The organism is Bradyrhizobium sp. 44 (genome assembly GCF_023073095.1).
Taxonomy (GTDB): Bacteria; Pseudomonadota; Alphaproteobacteria; order Rhizobiales; family Xanthobacteraceae; genus Bradyrhizobium.
Map to the genome: position 1 here is coordinate 17,094 of NZ_JADPIY010000020.1, position 17,737 is coordinate 34,830.

The following is a 17,737-nucleotide window of genomic DNA, read 5'->3' on the forward strand; positions in this document are numbered from 1 at the left end:
ATGGGTGGTGAGGCCGTCGCTGTCAAATCGAGGGGTGTTGAAAGCCATCCCGATGGGAAAAGTTTCATATCGAGAAAGTTGCAAAATACCACCTTTGAGTTGCGGCCGATGTCGGCGTAATGTTTCCGCGGGCATGGATTCGGGTGGGGGCTGGTGACTAAGCCAGGAAAGAAACGGGCGGGCGCCGCATCGCGCGCGGCGGGAGGCTCGCGTCACGAGGAACCGGGGGAGGGCGGCGTCGAGGAGGCGGTCGCTTTCATCGCCGAGCAGGTCGGGGCACTGCGCAAGCTCGCCGAGCGGCACAAGCTCGACGTGCTGCATTATCTCCTGGGAATGACCAAGCTGGAGGCCGACGAGCACCTGCGGCTGCGGAGCAAGCGCAGGCTGTCGTGAGGGCACCCGGCGAGTATCAGACCCGTCATCCCCGCGCGAGCGCGTAGCGCTCGTCGCTGGAGGCGCGAGTGGCGCGATGCAAAGCATCGCGCCGGGAGCCTCGAAGGATGAGCGGCCGGGATGCAGCCGGGCTGTCGTCCTTCGAGGCTCGCCCTGCTTTGCAGGACGAGCACCTCAGGATGACGGCGAGAGATTGGAGCACGCTGCACCAAAGTCGTCATTGCGAGCGCAGCGAAGCAATCCAGAATCCCACCGCGGAAAGACTCTGGATTGCTTCGCTTCGCTCGCAATGACGGGTGAGGTTAGCCGTTGCGGCTTGCCATTCTGGACAATCGCTGGCCGAGATATTCGGCCGTGCCGAGGTCGCTCTGAGGCAACGAGCCGTCAATCAAGTGTGTTGCCAAGCCAAGCTGGCTGCCTAAACGATTCCGACCGCTCGGGTCCTCGCCACCCGGAATATCCAGTCCGCACCAGAGCATGCCGTGTTGCGCGGCCAGAATGGAAAAGTAGGACAGTGTGTGGAGTTGGTCGCCGCCAGCGCAGGCGCCCGTCGTGAATCCTGCTGCGATCTTGTTGGCCCAGGCTTGCTTGCTCCATCTGTCGCTCGAAGCGTCTGCAAAAGCTTTGAATTGGGCGGCGGGTCCGCCCATGTAGGTGGGGCTGCCAAACGCAACGGCGCTAGCGCCGTCAATCGTCTCCAGTAAGCTCTCATTCTTAAACCGGCCTGATACGATGTCGCCGCCGGTGATGCGACAGAGCGTGACATCCGCCACGCCATCCGCACCGCGCGCGACCGCGTGCGCCAGCTTCTCGGTGGTGCCTGAGATGGAAAAATAGACGATGGCGAGGAGGGGCATCGTGGTGCCACTTGCTGTGTCTAGCCATCTTTGACGCCGTCGATGTTTTGTACAAGTCCCCCACGCAGTCATTGCGAGCGCGGCGAAGCAATCCAGAGTCTTTCCACGGTGGCAGTCTGGATTGCTTCGCTGCGCTCGCAATGACGGGGTGGTGGCAGTTCGACGTTACTAGGCCGACCGCCGTCGCGGCGCTGGCCGCGGCTTCAGCATGGTATCGGCTTGCGTCAGCAGCCGCCCGTCTTCGGCGCGTAGCTCGAGCTTCTTCACCGGGCGGCCTTTCTCGCGATCGACCAGGATGGTCGAGATCTCCGACGGCCGATCGTCGAATTCCTCGCTCCATTGCCGCAGGGCTACCAGGATCGGGAAAGTGCCGCGGCCCTTTTCCGTCAACACATATTCCTGGTAGGCGCTGCCGTCGGAGGCGGGGGCCGTGGTCAGGATGCCGTGGTCAACCAGCGCGCGCAGCCGGGCCGACAAGATGTTCTTGGCCATGCCGAGCTTGTTCTGAAACTCGCCGAAGCGGCGCAGGCCGAACAGCGCCTCACGGATGATCAGCAGCGACCACCAGTCGCCGATCGCTTCCAGCGAGCGCGCGATCGGACAGGCATCGCCCTCGAAGCTCGTTCGTTTCACCATGGTCCAGTCCTTTCGCGATCGCACGGTCCAGTCGCCGTTCACGCGCTCGTGTGGTTGCATCTTAAAACCAGATAGCCTAGATGGCAATCATAGTTTTATGATGCAACCACTGGAGACGAACGTGAGACTGAAGAACAAGACGGCCCTGATCACCGGCGGCAATAGCGGCATTGGGCTGGCAACGGCAAAGCTGTTCGTGGCCGAGGGCGCCAAGGTGGTGATCACCGGGCGCAACAAGGAGACGCTCGAGGCGGCCGCGAAGGAGCTCGGGCCGAACGCGCTCGCGCTCGCCGCGGACGCCACCGACATTGCGGCGACCGAAGCTGCGATCAAGAAGGGCGCCGAAAAGTTCGGCAAGTTCGACATCGTGTTCGCCAATGCCGGCATCGCCGGCGGCACGCCGCTGGGATCGGCCACGCTGGAGGTCTTCGCGAAGGTCATCAGCACCAATCTGACCGGCGTGTTCTTCACCGTGCAGTCCGCGCTGCCTTATCTCAACGACAACGCCTCGATCATCCTCAGCGGCTCGGTGATCTCCGTGCTCGGCATTCCCGGCTATTCGGCGTATGGCGCCGCCAAGGCCGGCGTGCGGGCGATGGCGCGGATCATGGCATCAGAACTGTCGCCGCGCGGCATTCGCGTCAACGTGGTCGCGCCCGGTGCGATCCGCACGCCGATCTGGGGACCTGCGACCGCGACGCCCGAAGCCGAGAAGGCGTTCGAGAAGCGGATCGCGCTGACGACGCCGCTGGGGCGCATTGGTGAAACAGATCACGTCGCGAAGACGGTGCTGTTCCTCGCCTCCGACGATTCCGCGCATGTGCAGGGCCAGGAAATCTTCGTCGACGGCGGCGCGGTCGCCTCGCCGAGCGGCGCGCCGATTTATCGCGGCTGATCAATTGAAGTGAAAATTGAATCGGTCGGCGCACGCAAAAGCGGTTGCGCCGACCGGTTCCCACGTCTCGCGAGCTGTATTTTCTGAACCTTGCGTGAGGCGTTGAACCTTCGCTTGCGCTGCCAAGACACTTTTCGGGCAGGGGGTCACGAAGACTCATTTTCAAGGGAGCCCGATATGCCAAAGGCAGCTCGTATTATTTCCCCGATTTCAGCACCGCGTATTTACACCGAAAACTCCACCATTCCCGCCAAGCGTTCCGACACCTCCGAATTCATCGGGGTCGCTCTTTTCTCCGGCATCGGCCTGTTCGTTTCGCTCGTCGCCGTCATCCTCGGCATTCAGGGCGCCTGGTTTTAGCTTCGCCGACCGCGCACCGGTCGATCAGCCGCCGCAAGCGATGTTGCGGCGGCTGACGATGTGCGCGTTGCGTCAGGCCGCGCGGAGGCTGGTTGCCGCCTCAAGCGCGCTTGCGAGCGACTTCTCGCGATGCTCCGGCCCGACCTGGATGCCATCGGCGCTGATGAATTCGGGATGATGGATGCCCATGAAGCCGAACACGCCACGCAGATAGCTTTCGAGGTGCTCCAGCGACGCGGCGGGCGTGCCCGCGCCGTAATAGCCCCCGCGCGAGATCGCGAAGATCACGCGCTTGCCGCCGGCAAGGCCCTGCGGTCCGTTCGCGCCGTAGCTGAACGTCTTCCCCGCGACGAGGACCCGGTCGATCCAGGCCTTGAGCTGGCTCGGAATGGTGAAATTGTACATGGGCGCGCCGATCACGACGATGTCAGCGGCAAGGAATTCGTCCAGCGCGGCCTTGCTGGCGGCGAGGTCGGGGCCGAGTTCCGCCGGCGCAGGCGCGCCTTGCGCGGCCGCGAGATGCGAACCGGAGAGATGGGCGAGCGGGCTCTGCGTCAGGTCGCGGTAGACGATGTCGAGCGACGGTGTCGCCTGCCTGAGACGGTCGACGATGGCGGCGGAGACCTGCCGGGAAACGGAGTGGGAGCCGAGCACGCTGGAGTCGATGTGGAGGAGTTTCATTCGGGATCACCCTGGTATATGTTTGTAACCAGAGCTACATGAGTGACTATCGAAATCCCCGCAAGAACGCACCTTTTTGAGCCATGGGCACATCCTTGAAACCTGCGCACATCGATTTGACTGCCCCGCCGATGCCGGATCGCGACCACGCGGACTGCCGCGGCGTCGCCTCGATCCTCGCGCGCGTCGGCGACAAATGGAGCGTGTTCGTGATCATGATGCTGAGTGACGGGCCCAAGCGCTTCAACGAGCTCAAGCGCATGATCAACGGCATCTCGCAGCGGATGTTGACCCTGACGTTGCGCGGGCTCGAGCGCGACGGGCTGGTCACACGCACGATCTTCCCGACCATTCCGCCGCGCGTGGATTACGAGCTGACCGATCTCGGCCGCGGACTGCAGCAGCCGGTGAGGGCACTCGGCGAATGGGCGATCACGCATCAGGAGCAGATCGCCTCGGCGCGCACGCACTTCGACGAGCGGAACACTCCTTAAAGCAGCGAGACCAACCCACCGCCGTGGCGTTCGAGCCGGCCGGCGAGCTCGAGCTCCAAGAGCACGGTGCGCACGATGGCCGGCGAGGCGCCGGACATCCGCACGAGATCGTCGATCGTGACAGGGGCGGGGCCGAGCAGGCCGGTGATCTGATCGCGGTCGTGTCCTTGCGGATCGCTTGCGAACGGCTCGCTGTCGGGCTCGTTCGCGGTGCGCATCAGCGGCCGCTCCATGATCGGTGCGACCGCGTTGACGACGTCGGCGGCTTCGGTGACGAGCGTCGCGCCCTGCTTGATCAGATCGTTGGTGCCGGCGGCGCGCGGATCGAGCGGCGAGCCCGGCACCGCGAACACCTCGCGGCCCTGTTCGGCGGCCATGCGCGCGGTGATCAACGAGCCCGAGCGATGCGCCGCCTCCACCACGACCACGCCGAGCGCGGCGCCCGAGATCAGCCGGTTGCGGCGGGGGAAGTCGCGGGCGCGCGGCTCGTGGCCGAGCGGCATCTCGGAGATCGCAGCACCCTTGCGATCGAGGATCGAGGCCAGCAGATCGCCATGCTCGGGCGGATAGATGCAGTCATGTCCGCCGGCGAGCACGGCGATGGTGCCGCTCTCGACGCTGGCGCGGTGCGCGGCCTGGTCCACGCCGCGGGCGAGGCCGGAGATGACGACGAAGCCGGCTTCGCCAAGCTCGCGGGCGAGCTGACCGGCGAATTTCAAGCCTGCACCGGAGGCGTTGCGCGAGCCTACAATCGCGATCATCGGCCGCATCAGCGTTGTATTGTCGCCGCGCACGGCGAGCAGCGGCGGCGCATCGTCGAGCGTTGCCAGCCGCGCCGGATAACCGTCCTCGCCGGGCGCGAGCCAGGCAATTCCGAACTTGCGGCTCGCGGCAAGCTCGGCTTTCGCCTCGTCAGCGCTGCAGATGCGCGCCGATCGCTGCGCACCGCCGCGACGTGCCAGATCCGGCAGCCGCTCCAGCGCCGCGCGCGCCGTGCCGAAATGATCGACCAGCGACCGGAACGTGCGTGGCCCGACATTGTCCGACCGGATCAGCCGCAGGCGGTCGATCCTGTCGGCCTCGGTCAGCTCTACACTTGGATTGATGGCGTCCACGGCAGCTCCTTGCAGGCACAGCATGGAACAACCTGAGGGCGTGGGCAACAGCGGCGTGCGCTTGCGCGGCTTCGTCGCGATGCTAAAAGCGATCCCAATAAGAAGGGTATTGCCATGATCTCACTCGCCGACCTCCAGCGCCGCATCGAAGCGGGCGAGCTTTCGCCCGAGTCCGCCATAGCGCAATCGCATGCGGCGATCGAGGCGCGGGAGAAGGACGTCCACGCCTTCGTCCGTCACGACACCTCCGCGAAGGCGCAAGGCGCCGGGCCGCTCCGCGGCATCGCGGTCGGGATCAAGGACATCATCGACACTGCCAATATGCCGACCGAGATGGGCTCGGAGATCTATCGCGGCTGGCAGCCGCGCGCGGACGCGCCTGTCGTGATGATGCTGAAGCGGGCGGGCGCCACCATCATCGGCAAGACCACGACCACGGCGTTCGCCTCACGCGATCCAACCCCGACGCTCAATCCGCATAACCTTGGCCATACGCCGGGCGGCTCGTCCTCGGGCTCGGCCGCGGCCGTCGGTGCCGGCATGATCCCGCTGGCTCTGGGCACCCAGACCGGCGGCTCGGTGATCCGCCCCGCTGCCTATTGCGGCACCGCCGCGATCAAGCCGTCGTTCCGGATGCTGCCGACGGTCGGCGTCAAATGCTATTCGTGGGCGCTCGACACGGTCGGCCTGTTCGGCGCGCGCGCGGAAGATCTCGCGCGCGGATTGCTCGCGATGACCGGCCGCACCGAATTCGCCGGCATCGTCCCGGCGAAGGCGCCGCGCATCGGCGTGGTCAGGCAGGAGTTTGCCGGTGCCGTGGAGCCGGCCGCCGAAGAGGGGCTGCAAGCCGCGATCAAGGCCGCCGAGAAGGCTGGCGCCAGCGTGAAGACTATCGATCTGCCGGAGGCGGTGCAGGAGGCCTGGCGTATCCACCCGATCATTCAGGACTTCGAGGCGCATCGCGCGCTCGCCTGGGAATTTTCCGAACGCCACGATGAGATCGCGCCGATGCTGCGCGCCAGTCTCGATGCGACGGTCGGTCTCACACCTAAGGACTATGACGACGCGCGGCGGATCAGCCGCCGCGGACGCCGCGAGATCGGCGAATTGTTCGAGGGGTTCGACGTGCTGCTGACCTATTCGGCACCGGGCGCGCCGCCGGCCAAGGAACTCGCGAGCACCGGCGACCCCCGCTACAACAGGCTCTGGACACTGATGGGCAATCCTTGCGTCAACGTGCCGGTGCTCAAGGCTAATGGCCTGCCGATCGGAGTGCAGGTGATCGCGCGCTTCGGCAACGACGCGCATGCGCTGGCGACGGCGTGGTTCCTGGAGCAGGCGCTGGCGAAATCAAGCTAGCGCAGGTTCGAGAGCGACGATGCGCTGGCCAGATGCGGCCGGCGCTGCGCTGTGATCGGTGCCTTGCTTGAGCCAGCGCCCGACGGCCTCGCGGCCGCTGCGGTGAAGCGCGCGAATGAAGCCGCGGCCGAGATCGGTGGACGAGCGCTGCGCCAGGCCGTCGACGAAATCTTCCGCGGCGATCCTGGAGAGCCGCAGCGACGATGCGGCCTGCGATTGCGCCCATTCGATCGCCGCGATCTCGGCATTGAGGGCGGCGTTGGCCGCGATCTGATCCAGCCTGCGGTCGATCGCGGCGAGCGTGATCGGCACGTAGCTGTCGCGCGCCGGCGTGACCTGGACCAGCAGGATTTCGGTGCTCGTCGTGTCCTGCACGAGCCGCAGCAGGGGCGGGTTGCCGCCGAGGCCGCCGTCCCAATAAGCCTCGCCGTCGATCTCCACCGCGCAATGAATCAGCGGTGGGCAGGTCGAGGCCAGCGCGACGTCGGCGGTGATCACGTCGTTGCGGAAGATCTGCTGCTGCCCGTCGCGGATCCGGGTCGCGGCGATCAGCAGCTTCGGGCAGCGCGGGTCGCGCAAGGCGGAAAAGTTGATGTCGCGCGACAGCGCCTGCCGCAGCGGATCGAGATCGAACGGATCGAACTGGCCGGAGCGCAGCGTCGGACCGAACGCGACCGAGCTTCCCGCCGGCGAGAAGCCGCCGATCAGCATCAGCGATCGGAACGAGGCCTCGTGCATCAGCCGGATCCAGAACCGGTTCAGCCGCGCGCGGGCGCCTTCGCGGCCACCCTCGGCGAAACCGGAGGCGAGCAGAAGCGCGTTGATGGCGCCAGCGCTGGCGCCGCTGATGGTGTCGATCGCGATGGATGGCTCTTCCAGCAGCCGCTCCAGCACGCCCCAGGTGAACGCGGCGAAGGTGCCGCCGCCCTGAAGCGCCAGCGACAATCTTTGCGGCGGCCATTGGTTGGCTTCGGGTTGCGCGGGTGCGACTGGTGCCGCAGCGATCACGGCCTCAACTGTCACAGGAGCTTGCGCGATGCGAGCAGGCTGCGGCGCTGGTGGCGAAACGGGCACAGGCTTGGGAGCAGGAAGCGGCGAGGGCGCACCGGACCAGATATCCGTGGTCGAGAGCATCCGGCTTGCCGCAGTGCCCTGCAAGCCACCTTCAACATGCGCGCTGACAATCTTCTCGCTCATTCTGAGCAACCGCGTAGAGCCATGCCCATGATCAGGGCCAAGGCCTGGAACCCATTCGTCCATACAGCCGTGATTCGGCTGCAAGTTGCGAACACCATTTGCGATATAATGCAGAAGGGGTGCCGCGGTATCCGTGGATTCCCGGCTTATGCCTTCTCGCCGATCCGGCTTTCCTTGCCCGATTGCAGCCGCTTGATGTTCTCGCGATGAGCGTAGAACAACAGCAGCGTCAGCACCGCCGCCAGCGTCGCGAGTGCGGGCTGGCCGAACCACAACAGGAACAGCGGGGTGATGAACGAGGCCACCAGGGCCGAGAGCGAGGAATAGCGGGCGGTGAAGGCGGTCGCCAACCAGAGCAGGCAGAACACCACCGCCGCCGGCCAGAACAGCCCGAGCATGATGCCGATATAGACGGCGACACCCTTGCCGCCTTTGAATTTGAGCCAGACCGGGAAGAGATGGCCGAGGAAGGCGCCAAGCCCGGCCAGCATCGCGGCATTGGGACCGGCGATGTAGCCCGCGATCACCACCGCCACGGTGCCCTTGAGCGCGTCGAACAGCAGGGTTGCGGCGGCAAGGCCCTTGCGCCCCGTGCGCAGCACATTGGTGGCGCCGATGCTGCCGGAGCCGATCGAGCGGATGTCCTGCGTGCCGCCGAGTTTCGTCAGGATCAGTCCGAACGGAATCGAACCGAGCAGGTAGCCGATAACAAAAGCCACCGGCAGGAACAATTCAAGCGCCATGTCTGCAAATTCCCTGGCTGCAGCTCCGCACGTCAGACATGCTCGTACACCGTCCGTCCGCCGACAATGGTGCGCACCACGCGACCTGTAAAGCGGGCCTCGTCGAACGGCGTGTTCTTGCACGGCGATTTGAGGTCGGCGGGATCGACCACCCAGGGGACATCGGGGTCGATCACGATGACGTCGGCGGGGCTGCCTGTGCGCAGGGTTCCGCCAGGCAATCCCAAAATCTCGGCCGGCCGGGTCGACATCGCCCGGATCAGCGTCTTGAGATCCAGCTCGTCATTGTGCACGAGGCGAAGGCCCGCCGGGAGCATGGTCTCCAGCCCGATGGCGCCGGGGGCCGCTTCCGCGAAAGGCAGGCGCTTGACCTCGACGTCCTGCGGATTGTGGTCGGACATGATGACGTCGATCAGGCCGGAGGCCACGGCTGCGACCAGCGCGCGGCGGTCGTCCTCGGTGCGCAGCGGCGGCGACAGCTTCAGGAACGAACGGTAAGGGCCGATGTCGTTCTCGTTCAGCGCAAGGTGGTTGATCGAGGCCGAGGCGGTCACGGCAAGGCCGGCGTCGCGGGCGCGCTTGAGCACGTCGAGCGACTCGATGCAGGTCAGCGAGGCCGCGTGATAGCGCCCGCCTGTCAGCGCGACCAGGCGCATGTCGCGCTCCAGCATCACGGCCTCCGCCGCGTTCGGGATGCCCATCAGGCCGAGCCGCGAGGCGAATTCGCCCTCGTTCATCACGCCTTCGCCGACGAGATCGCGATCCTCGGTGTAGTGCACGATCAGCGCGTCGAAATCGCGCGCGTAGGTCAAGGCGCGGCGCATCACCTGCGCGTTGATCACGCTTTTGTCGCAGTCGCTGAAGGCGATCGCGCCGGCCGCCTTGAGCAGGCCGAACTCGGTCATCTCCTCGCCGTGCATGCCCTTGGTCAGCGCCGCCATCGGCTGGATGTTGACGATCGCAGTGTCGCGGGCGCGACGCATCACGAAGTCGACGGTCGCCGAGTTGTCGATCACTGGCAAGGTATCGGGCTGGCAGATGATGGTAGTGATGCCGCCGGTCGCAGCCGCCTGGCTCGCGGACGCAAAGGTCTCGCGATGGCTGAAGCCGGGCTCGCCGACAAAGGCGCGCATGTCGATCAGCCCGGGTGCGACGATCTTGCCGGCGCAGTTGACGACGTCGGTGCCCTCGGGAACGCCGGCAGCGCCAATGCCGCGGCGGGTCTCCCGGATGATGCCGTCGGCAATCAGGACGTCGCCGGGGCCATCGAAGTCCCGGGAGGGGTCGACGACGCGGGCGTTGGCAAGCAGGATGGGTCGGCGGTCGGTCAACATGAGCATCACGCGTTCGGCAGGTTGCGGGCGAGCGCTTCCAGCACCGCCATGCGCACGGCCACGCCCATTTCCACCTGTTCGCGGATCAGGGACTGCGCGCCGTCAGCGACCGCAGTGTCGATCTCGACGCCGCGGTTCATGGGGCCGGGATGCATGACGAGGGCGTCTGGCTTGGCGTAGGCGAGCTTCTTCTGGTCCAGCCCGAAATAATGGAAATACTCGGAGGTCGACGGCACGAAGGAGCCGTTCATGCGCTCGCGCTGGAGCCGCAGCATCATGACGATGTCGGCGCCGTTGAGCCCCTCGCGCATGTCGCGCGCGACCTCGACGCCCATCCGCTCGATGCCGGGCGGCAGCAGCGTGGAGGGGCCGACGACCCGGACACGGGCGCCCATCGCGTTGAGCAGGATGATGTTGGAGCGGGCGACGCGCGAATGCAGCACGTCGCCGCAGATCGCGACCACGAGGCCCTCGAGCCGGCCCTTGTTGCGGCGGATGGTCAGCGCGTCGAGCAGGGCTTGAGTGGGATGCTCATGCGCGCCGTCGCCGGCATTGATCACGGAACCGTCGACCTTGCGGGCCAGCAGTTCCACCGCGCCGGAGGCGTGATGGCGCACCACCAGGATATCCGGGTGCATGGCGTTGAGCGTCATGGCGGTGTCGACCAGCGTCTCGCCCTTTTTGATGGACGATGAGGACACCGACATGTTCATGACGTCGGCGCCCAGCCGTTTGCCGGCGAGCTCGAACGAGGATTGGGTCCGGGTGGAAGCCTCGAAGAAGAGGTTTACCTGCGTCCGTCCACGCAGGACGGTGCGCTTCTTGTCAACCTGGCGGTTGAGCTCGACATATTCTTCGGACAGGTCGAGGAGGCCGGTGATGTCGGCCGCGGAAAGGCCCTCGATGCCCAGCAAATGCCGGTGGCCGAGGACGAAGGTCGATTTCGATGTCATTAAAGCGAGAGCTATAGGCGGGGATGGCCGGGGGGGCAAGGGCCAAAGCCCGGGCGGGGAGTTATCCCCCGATCTGTCGGTCTTATCGCTGTGGCGTGAGCTGTCCCCGTCTTCTCCGTCATGCCCGGGCTTGTCCCGGGCATCCACGTTCTTAAGGTGCTGTCGCAGAAAAGGCGAGGATGGCCGGGACAAGCCCGGCCATGACGACTGGGATGCATTTCGTGAAATCAATTCTGGCAGCGTTCCTGGCGCTCATGACGATCAGCACCGCCCACACCCAATCGCTTCCCGGCGGTTTCGTCTATTTGCGCGACATCGACCCCAGCATCATCCAGGACATCCGCTACGCCACCTCGAACAATTTCGTCGGCCGTCCGCTCGCCGGCTACGGCGTCGGCGAATGCGTGGTGAAGCGGGAGATTGGGCTGCGGTTGAAGGCGGTGCAGCAGGAACTGGTGGCGCAAAATCTCTCGCTGAAAATGTTCGACTGCTACCGGCCGGCGCGGGCCTCGCTCGACATGGTCAGGTGGTCGCAGAACGGCCAGGAGACGGTTGCCGAGCGGCGCTACAATCCCAAAATTCCCAAGACCGAGCTGTTCCGCCTCGGCTACATCGCAAGCCGCTCGCAGCATTCGACGGGCGCCGCGCTCGATCTCACGCTGGTCGATCTCAAGGCGGACAATTCAGGCAAATACGACCCGTCAAAGGCCTACGCCGACTGTACCGCGCCGGTCGAGGCGCGCCCGCCCGAGGGCAGTGTAGACATGGGCACAGGTTACGACTGTACCGACGTGAAAGGGCACACCGCCGCGCCAACGGTCAGTCCGGACCAGCGCGCCTGGCGCAAGCGGCTCGTGGCTGCGATGGCGAGGCAAGGCTTTGTGAACTATGCAAAGGAGTGGTGGCACTTTTCACTGCCGGGGGCGGGCGGGGCGGCCTATGATTTTCCGATTCCGCCGCGGATGAAGTAGATCGCAACCGACGCGCCCGGAATGCCTCCCAATGAAAGCGCTTTGATGGATTCGCTCAATCCCGATCATCCGCCGCCGACCGTGACGCCTGCGCACGAGGCGCCGCGCGTCTGGAAATTCTGGGGCACGGCGCTGTGGGGGATCGTTATCTTCGCTGCAATGTTCGTCGGGCAGATCGGCGCCATCGTTCTGCTGGCGGTGCAGCGTGGCCTGCCGATGGACCTCGCCTCGCTTCAGCTCGTCGGCGGCGAGCCGCAGGCGCTCGCGCTGTCGGTGATACTGGGCTTGCCGGCGACACTGGCTGCGGTGTGGCTTGCCATCCGCATCAAGAAGGCCTCCTTCGTCGACTATCTCGCGCTACGCTGGCCGTCCTGGAAGCAACTCCTGTTCGGCGCGGTCGGGCTTGTCCTGATCGTCGTGGCCTGGGAGACGATGTCGCGGAGCCTCGGCCGCGAGGCCACGCCGGGCTTCATGACCGATCTGTTGAAATCTGGTCGCGACAAGGGCGCAGCCTTCTTCCTGCTGTTCGCCTTCAGCGTGGCAGCGCCGATGTCGGAAGAGGTTTTGGCGCGCGGCTTCCTCTATCGCGGCTGGTCGGCGAGCTTCCTGCGCGTGCCCGGCGCGATCATCCTGTCGTCGCTGCTGTGGACGGTCGTGCACCTGCAATACGACCTGTACTTCCTCGCCGAGGTCTTCTCCATCGGCCTGTGGTTTGGCTATATGCGCTATCGCAGCAGCTCGCTCTGGCTCACGATCGTGCTGCACGCGCTGAACAATCTGACGGCGGTGGTGCTGACGATGTGGCTGGGGAGCTAGCCCGACGGTCGCCCAAGTTCCGTCATTGCGAGCGAAGCGAAGCAATCCAGAATCTGTCCGCGGAGAGACTCTGGATTGCTTCGTCGCAAGGGTTCCTCGCAATGACGAGAAGGAGAGCTGCGCTCGCAATGACGAATTCTAGGCCACCAGCGCGATCACGATCGGCATCGTGATCGCCGCCAGGATCGTCTGCAGCGTGATGATCTGCGCCAGTAGCGGGGCATCGCCGCCCACCTGTCGGGCCAGCACATAGGCGCTGGTGGAAGTCGGCACGGCGGCGCAGATCGCGACGATGGCGAGGCTGTCGCCGGACAGTCCGAACCAGACGGCGAGCACCAGGGCGACCACGGGCATCAGCACCAGCTTGAACACCACGCCGATAGCGGCGCCTGCGCTGGGGCGGAGCAGGCCTTCAAGATGCAGGCCGGCGCCGGTGACGAGCAGGCCGATGGCGAGGGAGGAGCGGCCGAGTGCGTCTGCCACCTCATGCCAGATCCTGGGCAGCGGCAGGTGGATGACATTGATGACGAGACCGATCACGCAGGCCCAGATCAGGGGATTGCGGACAACCGTCATGACGATCGCGCGCGCGGATTGCTTCTCCGGAGCGGCGTAGTGCGCGAGCACCGCCACGCTGAGGACGTTGACCAGCGGAATGATCGCCACCATCGCGACGGAGGCGAGCGCCAGCCCGACCTCGCCGAACATATTGGCGGAGACGGACAGCGCCACATAGGTCTGCCAGCGGATCGCGCCCTGGAAGATCGAGGTGAAGGCGGGGCCGTCGATATCGAGACGCGACAGGGCCGGGCGGAGCGCGAGGCAGAGCAGCGACATCGCGAGCGCGGAGAGCAGCAGCGCGCCGCCGACGCCGGCGACCGGCACCCTGGACAGGTCGGCCTTCACCAGCGTCTGGATCAGCAGCATCGGAAACAGCACGAAATAGGTCAGCCGCTCCAGCCCGTTCCATTGCGTGTCGAGCCGCATCAGGGTGCGCTTCAGCACCACGCCGAGCACGATGAGGATAAAGACGGGAAGGAGCGCCGCGATCACGACGGCCATGGATCAGCCGGGCCCCGGGGCTGCGCGCAGATTGGCGAGGCGGTCGAGCGCGCCTTGCAGGATGAAGATCGCGGCGTGCTCGTCGATCACTTCGGCGCGCTTGGCGCGGCTGACGTCCATGCCGATCAGCTCGCGCTCGACCGCGGCGGTCGACAGACGCTCGTCCCAGAGGCCGATGGGCAGCGCGGTCAGGCCGGCGAGGTTGCGGGCAAACGCCCGGGTCGATTGCGCGCGCGGGCCTTCGCTGCCGTCCATGTTGATGGGCAGGCCGAGCACGAAGCCGACGGCCTTACGTTCACTGGCAATCGCGAGCAGCCGGGCGGCATCCTGCTTGAACGCCTTGCGCTGGATCGTCTCGACGCCGGTCGCTAACCGACGGTCCGGATTGGAGACGGCAACGCCGATGGTCTTGGTACCGAGATCAAGGCCGACCAACCCGCCGCGTTCGGGCCAGTGGGTTGCAGCATCGACGAGAGGCAGGATAAGAGCCGGCATGGGATCAGCGCATATCACGCGTCAGGCTGCGGAGTGAACCTGTAACTATGGATGCGCTGACATTATTCGGCTTGGTCGCCGTGACAGCGATGCTGGTCACTTACGCCCTGGAAGACCGCAGCCACTGGTTCGTGCTGCTGTTCGCTATGTCCTGCGTGCTCGGTTCGGCTTACGGCTTCCTGCAAGGGGCCTGGCCGTTCGGCGTGGTCGAGGCGATCTGGGCTTTGGTTGCGTTGCGGCGCTGCCATCTCAGGCCGCGATGACATCATCGTCTTGCTTCAGGCAAGCGGCAAATCCGTTCAGCGCACTGGTTTGATGTCCGGCACGACGCTGGATGAAGAGCGTCTCGACCTGCGCGTGCGAATGGCTCAGCGCGTGGATCGAGACGCTGCCGTTGATCGCACTGCGTTCGACCACGGCGCGCGGCAGCAGCGTCACGCCCATGTCGGCGGCGACACAGCCGATCATGCCGTCGAGCGTGCCGAGCTCGAAGCGTGCGGCCGACGGCCAGCCGAACTCGACAAAGATCTGTTCCAGCCGCTGCCGGTAGGTGCAGCCGGTGCGGAACGTCAGCGCGGTCGGGCCGGATTCCGGCGTCCCGGCGCGCAGCTCGGCGAGCGTGGCCCAGCGCCGCGCGCTCACCAGCACCAGCTCTTCGCGGAACGCGCTTGTCGCGGTGAGATCTGCATGCGCGATCGGACCTGCGACGAAGGCGCCGTCGAGCGTGCCTTCGAGCACGCAAGCGACGAGGTCGGCTGTGGGCGCGGTGCGCAGGCTCAGCCGCACGGCGGGAAAGCGGCGATGAAAATCAGCCAGCAGCGGCGGCAGCCGCACGGCCGCGGTCGTTTCCATCGAGCCGATCGCGAGCGGTCCCTTGGGCTCGCCGTCGTCGCAGGCAGCGAGCACGGCCTCGCGCGCTAATGCGGACATCCGTTGCGCGTAGGGCAAAAGGCGCTTGCCCGCGCCGGTCAGGGTCATGCCGCGGCTATGCCGTTCGAACAGCGGCGTACCGATCTCCGCCTCCAGCGCCTTCACGCGCTGGGTGACGTTCGACTGCACCGTGTTGAGCTCTTCGGCCGCGCGGGTGATGCCCCCGGTGCGGGCGACGGCGGCGAAGGTCTGGATGTCGCTGAGTTCCATGGCATCGTTTCGCTTTTGAGATGGTAGCGTTCGTTAGAATTCAATTTTAGAGAATGGTATTCTGGACTAATGTTCGTGTCGAGAGCGGAGGAGCCATGCCGATCACCACGCCGCTGACCCAGCTCCTGGGGATCAAGCATCCGATCCTGCTGGCTCCGATGGACACGATCGCCGGCAGCCGGCTGACGCGGGCTGTCAGCGAGGCCGGCGGCTTCGGGATCCTGGGTGGTGGCTACGGCGATCAGGAACGGCTCGAGGCCGAGACCAGCCAACTGAGCGGCCTTGCGTCGTTCGGTATCGGCTTCATCACCTGGAGCCTGGCAAAACAACCAAAACTGCTCGACATCGCGCTCGCTGCCAATCCGCAAGCGATCATGCTGTCATTCGGCGACCCCGCGCCATTTGCAGCGCGCATCAAGGCGTCCGGGGCGCGCTTGATCTGCCAGGTGCAGAGCGAGGACATGGCGAAGCAGGCGCTCGACGCCGGTGCGGACATCCTGATCGCGCAGGGGACCGAAGCCGGGGGCCATGGCGCATCGCGCACCACGGTCGACATCGTACCTTCTATCGTTGATCTCGCCGCCGGGCGCGTGCCGGTGGTTGCCGCCGGCGGAATTGCCGATGGTCGCGGGCTGGCGGCGATGATGATGCTGGGCGCCTCCGGCGTGCTGATCGGCACGCGCTTCTATGCGAGCGTGGAGGCCAATGGCGCGGAGGAGGCCAAGCAGCGCATTCGCGACGCTGATCCCAATGACACGGCGCGCGGCGTCATCGTCGACTGGTCGCGCAGCCTGTTCTGGCCGGCCCCGTTCACCTCGCGAACGCTGGTCAACGATCATATCAGGCGCTGGACCGGCCGCGAGGTCGAGCTGCTGCAGCGCGCCGCCGAGGTGACCGTCGACTATGCCGCGGCAAGGGCAGCGGGCAATTTTGAGGTCGCCGCGGTCTTTGCCGGTGAGGCTGTCGGCCTGATCCATGATATTCCGTCCGCCGCTGAAATCGTCGAACGGATTGCGACCGAGGCCGAGCAACTGCTAGCCGGCCGGCGTAATTCCAGCCTGTCCGCCTAAACTGCGAGAGAACAACCATGTGGCCGAACCGTCGACTGATCGATCTCTTCAAGACCGAATTCCCGATCGTGCTGGCGCCGATGGCTGGCGTGATGGACGCGGAGCTGGTGATCGCCGTTGCGCAAGGCGGGGGGCTCGGCTCTCTGCCGAGCGCGATGCTGTCGCCGGACAAGGCGCGCGAGCAGGTCAACATCATCCGGCAGCGGGTCTCCGCGCCGGTGAACATGAATTTCTTCTGCCACACACCGGTCGAGCTCTCGGCCGAGGCGGAGGCGCGCTGGAAGCAGCGCCTCGCGGGCTACTACAATGAGCATGGCCTCGATCCCGCCGCACCCATCAATGCCGCAAACCGCGCGCCGTTCGACGCCGGCTTCTGCGAGGTCGTGGAGGAGCTGAAGCCGGAGATCGTCAGCTTCCATTTCGGCCTGCCCGAGGCCGCGCTGCTCAAGCGGGTCAAGGCGGCAGGATGTCTCGTCATCTCGTCGGCGACCACCGTGAGGGAAGCGGTCTGGCTCGAGCAGCACGGCGCTGACGCGGTGATCGCACAAGGCGCGGAGGCCGGCGGCCATCGCGGCATGTTCCTGACCGACAAGATCTCTGAACAGCCCGGCACCTTTGCGCTGGTGCCGCAGGTGGTCGACGCGGTGAAGGTCCCGGTGATTGCGGCCGGCGGTGTTGCGGATGGCCGCGGTATCGCGGCGGCGTTTGCGCTCGGTGCTGCCGGCGTGCAGATCGGGAGTGCCTATCTGCGCTGTCCGGAATCCAAGATCAGTGCGGCGGCCCGCGCGGCGCTCGCCGAGGGGCGGGATGATTCCACCGTCATCACCAATGTCATGACCGGGCGGCCGGCGCGCGGCGTCCAGAACCGCCTGATGCGCGAGGCCGGCCCGATTTCGCCGGACGCACCGCCATTTCCTCATGCCGCAACGGCGCTGGGACCGCTGAAGGCGGCTGCCGAAAAGCAGGGCAGGGTGGATTTCACCAATCTCTGGGCCGGGCAGGCCATCGCCCTGGGCCGCGAGGTCCCGGCGGCTGAACTGACCCGCGATCTCGCCAAATCGGCCCTGGCCCGCCTGAAAGCTCTCGCCGGATAGATCCCGCCGCCGGTTGCGGCGCAAAAGCGGCCTCTGCTATACGGCACATAGGTTTTGCCGTGAGAGGCCTTA

General features: G+C 65.9%; 21 protein-coding genes. 10 read left to right on the forward strand and 11 right to left on the reverse strand.

Annotated elements, in window-relative coordinates; all coding sequences use genetic code 11:
- Positions 1 to 153 precede the first annotated feature (153 nt).
- On the forward strand, positions 154 to 393 hold the full coding sequence (locus IVB41_RS22235) for a hypothetical protein (RefSeq protein WP_247286819.1): 240 nt from the start codon (positions 154 to 156) through the stop codon (positions 391 to 393).
- 302 nt (positions 394 to 695) lie between these two features.
- On the opposite strand, the gene IVB41_RS22240 is transcribed toward IVB41_RS22235, so the two are convergent.
- The gene (locus tag IVB41_RS22240) at positions 696 to 1,250 is read right to left on the reverse strand and encodes a flavodoxin family protein (RefSeq protein WP_247434990.1); all 555 of its coding nucleotides are present in this window, start codon (positions 1,248 to 1,250) and stop codon (positions 696 to 698) included.
- Between the two features lie 168 nt (positions 1,251 to 1,418).
- Positions 1,419 to 1,886 carry a helix-turn-helix domain-containing protein gene (locus tag IVB41_RS22245; RefSeq protein ID WP_247286818.1) on the reverse strand — a complete coding sequence of 156 codons (468 nt, stop codon included), beginning with the start codon at positions 1,884 to 1,886 and terminating at the stop codon, positions 1,419 to 1,421.
- Between the two features lie 121 nt (positions 1,887 to 2,007).
- On the opposite strand from IVB41_RS22245, the gene IVB41_RS22250 reads away from it, so the two are divergent.
- Together IVB41_RS22250 and IVB41_RS22255 are read left to right on the forward strand one after the other, a co-directional pair.
- Entirely contained in the window at positions 2,008 to 2,781 is a 774-nt protein-coding gene (locus tag IVB41_RS22250; protein ID WP_247286817.1) for an SDR family oxidoreductase, read from the forward strand.
- A gap of 177 nt (positions 2,782 to 2,958) precedes the next feature.
- On the forward strand, positions 2,959 to 3,141 hold the full coding sequence (locus tag IVB41_RS22255; protein ID WP_247286816.1) for a hypothetical protein: 183 nt from the start codon (positions 2,959 to 2,961) through the stop codon (positions 3,139 to 3,141).
- Between the two features lie 72 nt (positions 3,142 to 3,213).
- On the opposite strand, the gene IVB41_RS22260 is transcribed toward IVB41_RS22255, so the two are convergent.
- Positions 3,214 to 3,822: an FMN-dependent NADH-azoreductase gene (locus IVB41_RS22260; protein ID WP_247434993.1), complete on the reverse strand. Its 609-nt coding sequence runs from the start codon at positions 3,820 to 3,822 to the stop codon at positions 3,214 to 3,216.
- Between the two features lie 83 nt (positions 3,823 to 3,905).
- Between IVB41_RS22260 and IVB41_RS22265 the strand changes: the two genes are divergently transcribed.
- Positions 3,906 to 4,316 (forward strand): helix-turn-helix domain-containing protein, encoded by a 411-nt coding sequence (locus tag IVB41_RS22265; protein WP_247434995.1) that lies wholly within the window; start codon positions 3,906 to 3,908, stop codon positions 4,314 to 4,316.
- Here IVB41_RS22265 and dprA read toward each other — a convergent pair.
- Entirely contained in the window at positions 4,313 to 5,455 is a 1,143-nt protein-coding gene (gene dprA, locus IVB41_RS22270; protein ID WP_247434998.1) for a DNA-processing protein DprA, read from the reverse strand. The two genes, IVB41_RS22265 and dprA, sit on opposite strands and share 4 nt — an antisense overlap.
- A 90-nt stretch (positions 5,456 to 5,545) precedes the next feature.
- On the opposite strand from dprA, the gene IVB41_RS22275 reads away from it, so the two are divergent.
- Positions 5,546 to 6,790, forward strand: a complete 1,245-nt coding sequence (locus IVB41_RS22275; RefSeq protein WP_247361612.1) for an amidase — start codon at positions 5,546 to 5,548, stop codon at positions 6,788 to 6,790.
- Here IVB41_RS22275 and IVB41_RS22280 read toward each other — a convergent pair.
- From IVB41_RS22280 to IVB41_RS22295, 4 genes are all read right to left on the reverse strand, one after another.
- A complete protein-coding gene (locus IVB41_RS22280) occupies positions 6,782 to 7,987 on the reverse strand; it encodes a patatin-like phospholipase family protein (protein WP_247435001.1) in 1,206 nt (401 codons plus the stop codon). The genes IVB41_RS22275 and IVB41_RS22280 overlap by 9 nt on opposite strands.
- 146 nt (positions 7,988 to 8,133) lie before the next feature.
- Positions 8,134 to 8,730: a glycerol-3-phosphate 1-O-acyltransferase PlsY gene (gene plsY, locus IVB41_RS22285; protein ID WP_027567312.1), complete on the reverse strand. Its 597-nt coding sequence runs from the start codon at positions 8,728 to 8,730 to the stop codon at positions 8,134 to 8,136.
- 32 nt (positions 8,731 to 8,762) lie between these two features.
- Positions 8,763 to 10,070, reverse strand: coding sequence for a dihydroorotase (locus IVB41_RS22290; RefSeq protein WP_247435004.1), 1,308 nt, complete (start codon positions 10,068 to 10,070; stop codon positions 8,763 to 8,765).
- Entirely contained in the window at positions 10,070 to 11,017 is a 948-nt protein-coding gene (locus IVB41_RS22295; RefSeq protein ID WP_007603315.1) for an aspartate carbamoyltransferase catalytic subunit, read from the reverse strand. Before IVB41_RS22295 ends, IVB41_RS22290 begins: the two co-directional genes overlap by 1 nt.
- 212 nt (positions 11,018 to 11,229) lie before the next feature.
- Here IVB41_RS22295 and IVB41_RS22300 point away from each other — a divergent pair, with 212 nt between their 5' ends.
- Together IVB41_RS22300 and IVB41_RS22305 are read left to right on the forward strand one after the other, a co-directional pair.
- Complete coding sequence (locus IVB41_RS22300; RefSeq protein ID WP_247435724.1) at positions 11,230 to 11,988, forward strand: M15 family metallopeptidase; 759 nt, start codon at positions 11,230 to 11,232, stop codon at positions 11,986 to 11,988.
- A gap of 45 nt (positions 11,989 to 12,033) precedes the next feature.
- Positions 12,034 to 12,804: a CPBP family intramembrane glutamic endopeptidase gene (locus tag IVB41_RS22305; protein WP_247435007.1), complete on the forward strand. Its 771-nt coding sequence runs from the start codon at positions 12,034 to 12,036 to the stop codon at positions 12,802 to 12,804.
- Positions 12,805 to 12,942: 138 nt separating this feature from the next.
- Here the strand turns inward: IVB41_RS22305 and IVB41_RS22310 are convergent, their stop codons facing one another.
- Together IVB41_RS22310 and ruvX are read right to left on the reverse strand one after the other, a co-directional pair.
- Positions 12,943 to 13,866, reverse strand: a complete 924-nt coding sequence (locus tag IVB41_RS22310) for an AEC family transporter (RefSeq protein WP_247435010.1) — start codon at positions 13,864 to 13,866, stop codon at positions 12,943 to 12,945.
- A 3-nt stretch (positions 13,867 to 13,869) separates the two neighbouring features.
- Complete coding sequence (ruvX, locus tag IVB41_RS22315; RefSeq protein ID WP_027567307.1) at positions 13,870 to 14,361, reverse strand: Holliday junction resolvase RuvX; 492 nt, start codon at positions 14,359 to 14,361, stop codon at positions 13,870 to 13,872.
- Positions 14,362 to 14,408: 47 nt separating this feature from the next.
- On the opposite strand from ruvX, the gene IVB41_RS22320 reads away from it, so the two are divergent.
- Positions 14,409 to 14,624: a hypothetical protein gene (locus IVB41_RS22320; protein WP_247435013.1), complete on the forward strand. Its 216-nt coding sequence runs from the start codon at positions 14,409 to 14,411 to the stop codon at positions 14,622 to 14,624.
- On the opposite strand, the gene IVB41_RS22325 is transcribed toward IVB41_RS22320, so the two are convergent.
- Complete coding sequence (locus IVB41_RS22325) at positions 14,611 to 15,501, reverse strand: LysR family transcriptional regulator (RefSeq protein ID WP_247435016.1); 891 nt, start codon at positions 15,499 to 15,501, stop codon at positions 14,611 to 14,613. The genes IVB41_RS22320 and IVB41_RS22325 overlap by 14 nt on opposite strands.
- Positions 15,502 to 15,596: 95 nt before the next feature.
- Here IVB41_RS22325 and IVB41_RS22330 point away from each other — a divergent pair, with 95 nt between their 5' ends.
- Positions 15,597 to 16,571, forward strand: a complete 975-nt coding sequence (locus tag IVB41_RS22330; protein WP_247435019.1) for a nitronate monooxygenase family protein — start codon at positions 15,597 to 15,599, stop codon at positions 16,569 to 16,571.
- A 17-nt stretch (positions 16,572 to 16,588) separates the two neighbouring features.
- Positions 16,589 to 17,665 (forward strand): nitronate monooxygenase family protein, encoded by a 1,077-nt coding sequence (locus IVB41_RS22335; protein ID WP_247435023.1) that lies wholly within the window; start codon positions 16,589 to 16,591, stop codon positions 17,663 to 17,665.
- The last annotated feature ends 72 nt before the right edge of the window (positions 17,666 to 17,737 follow it).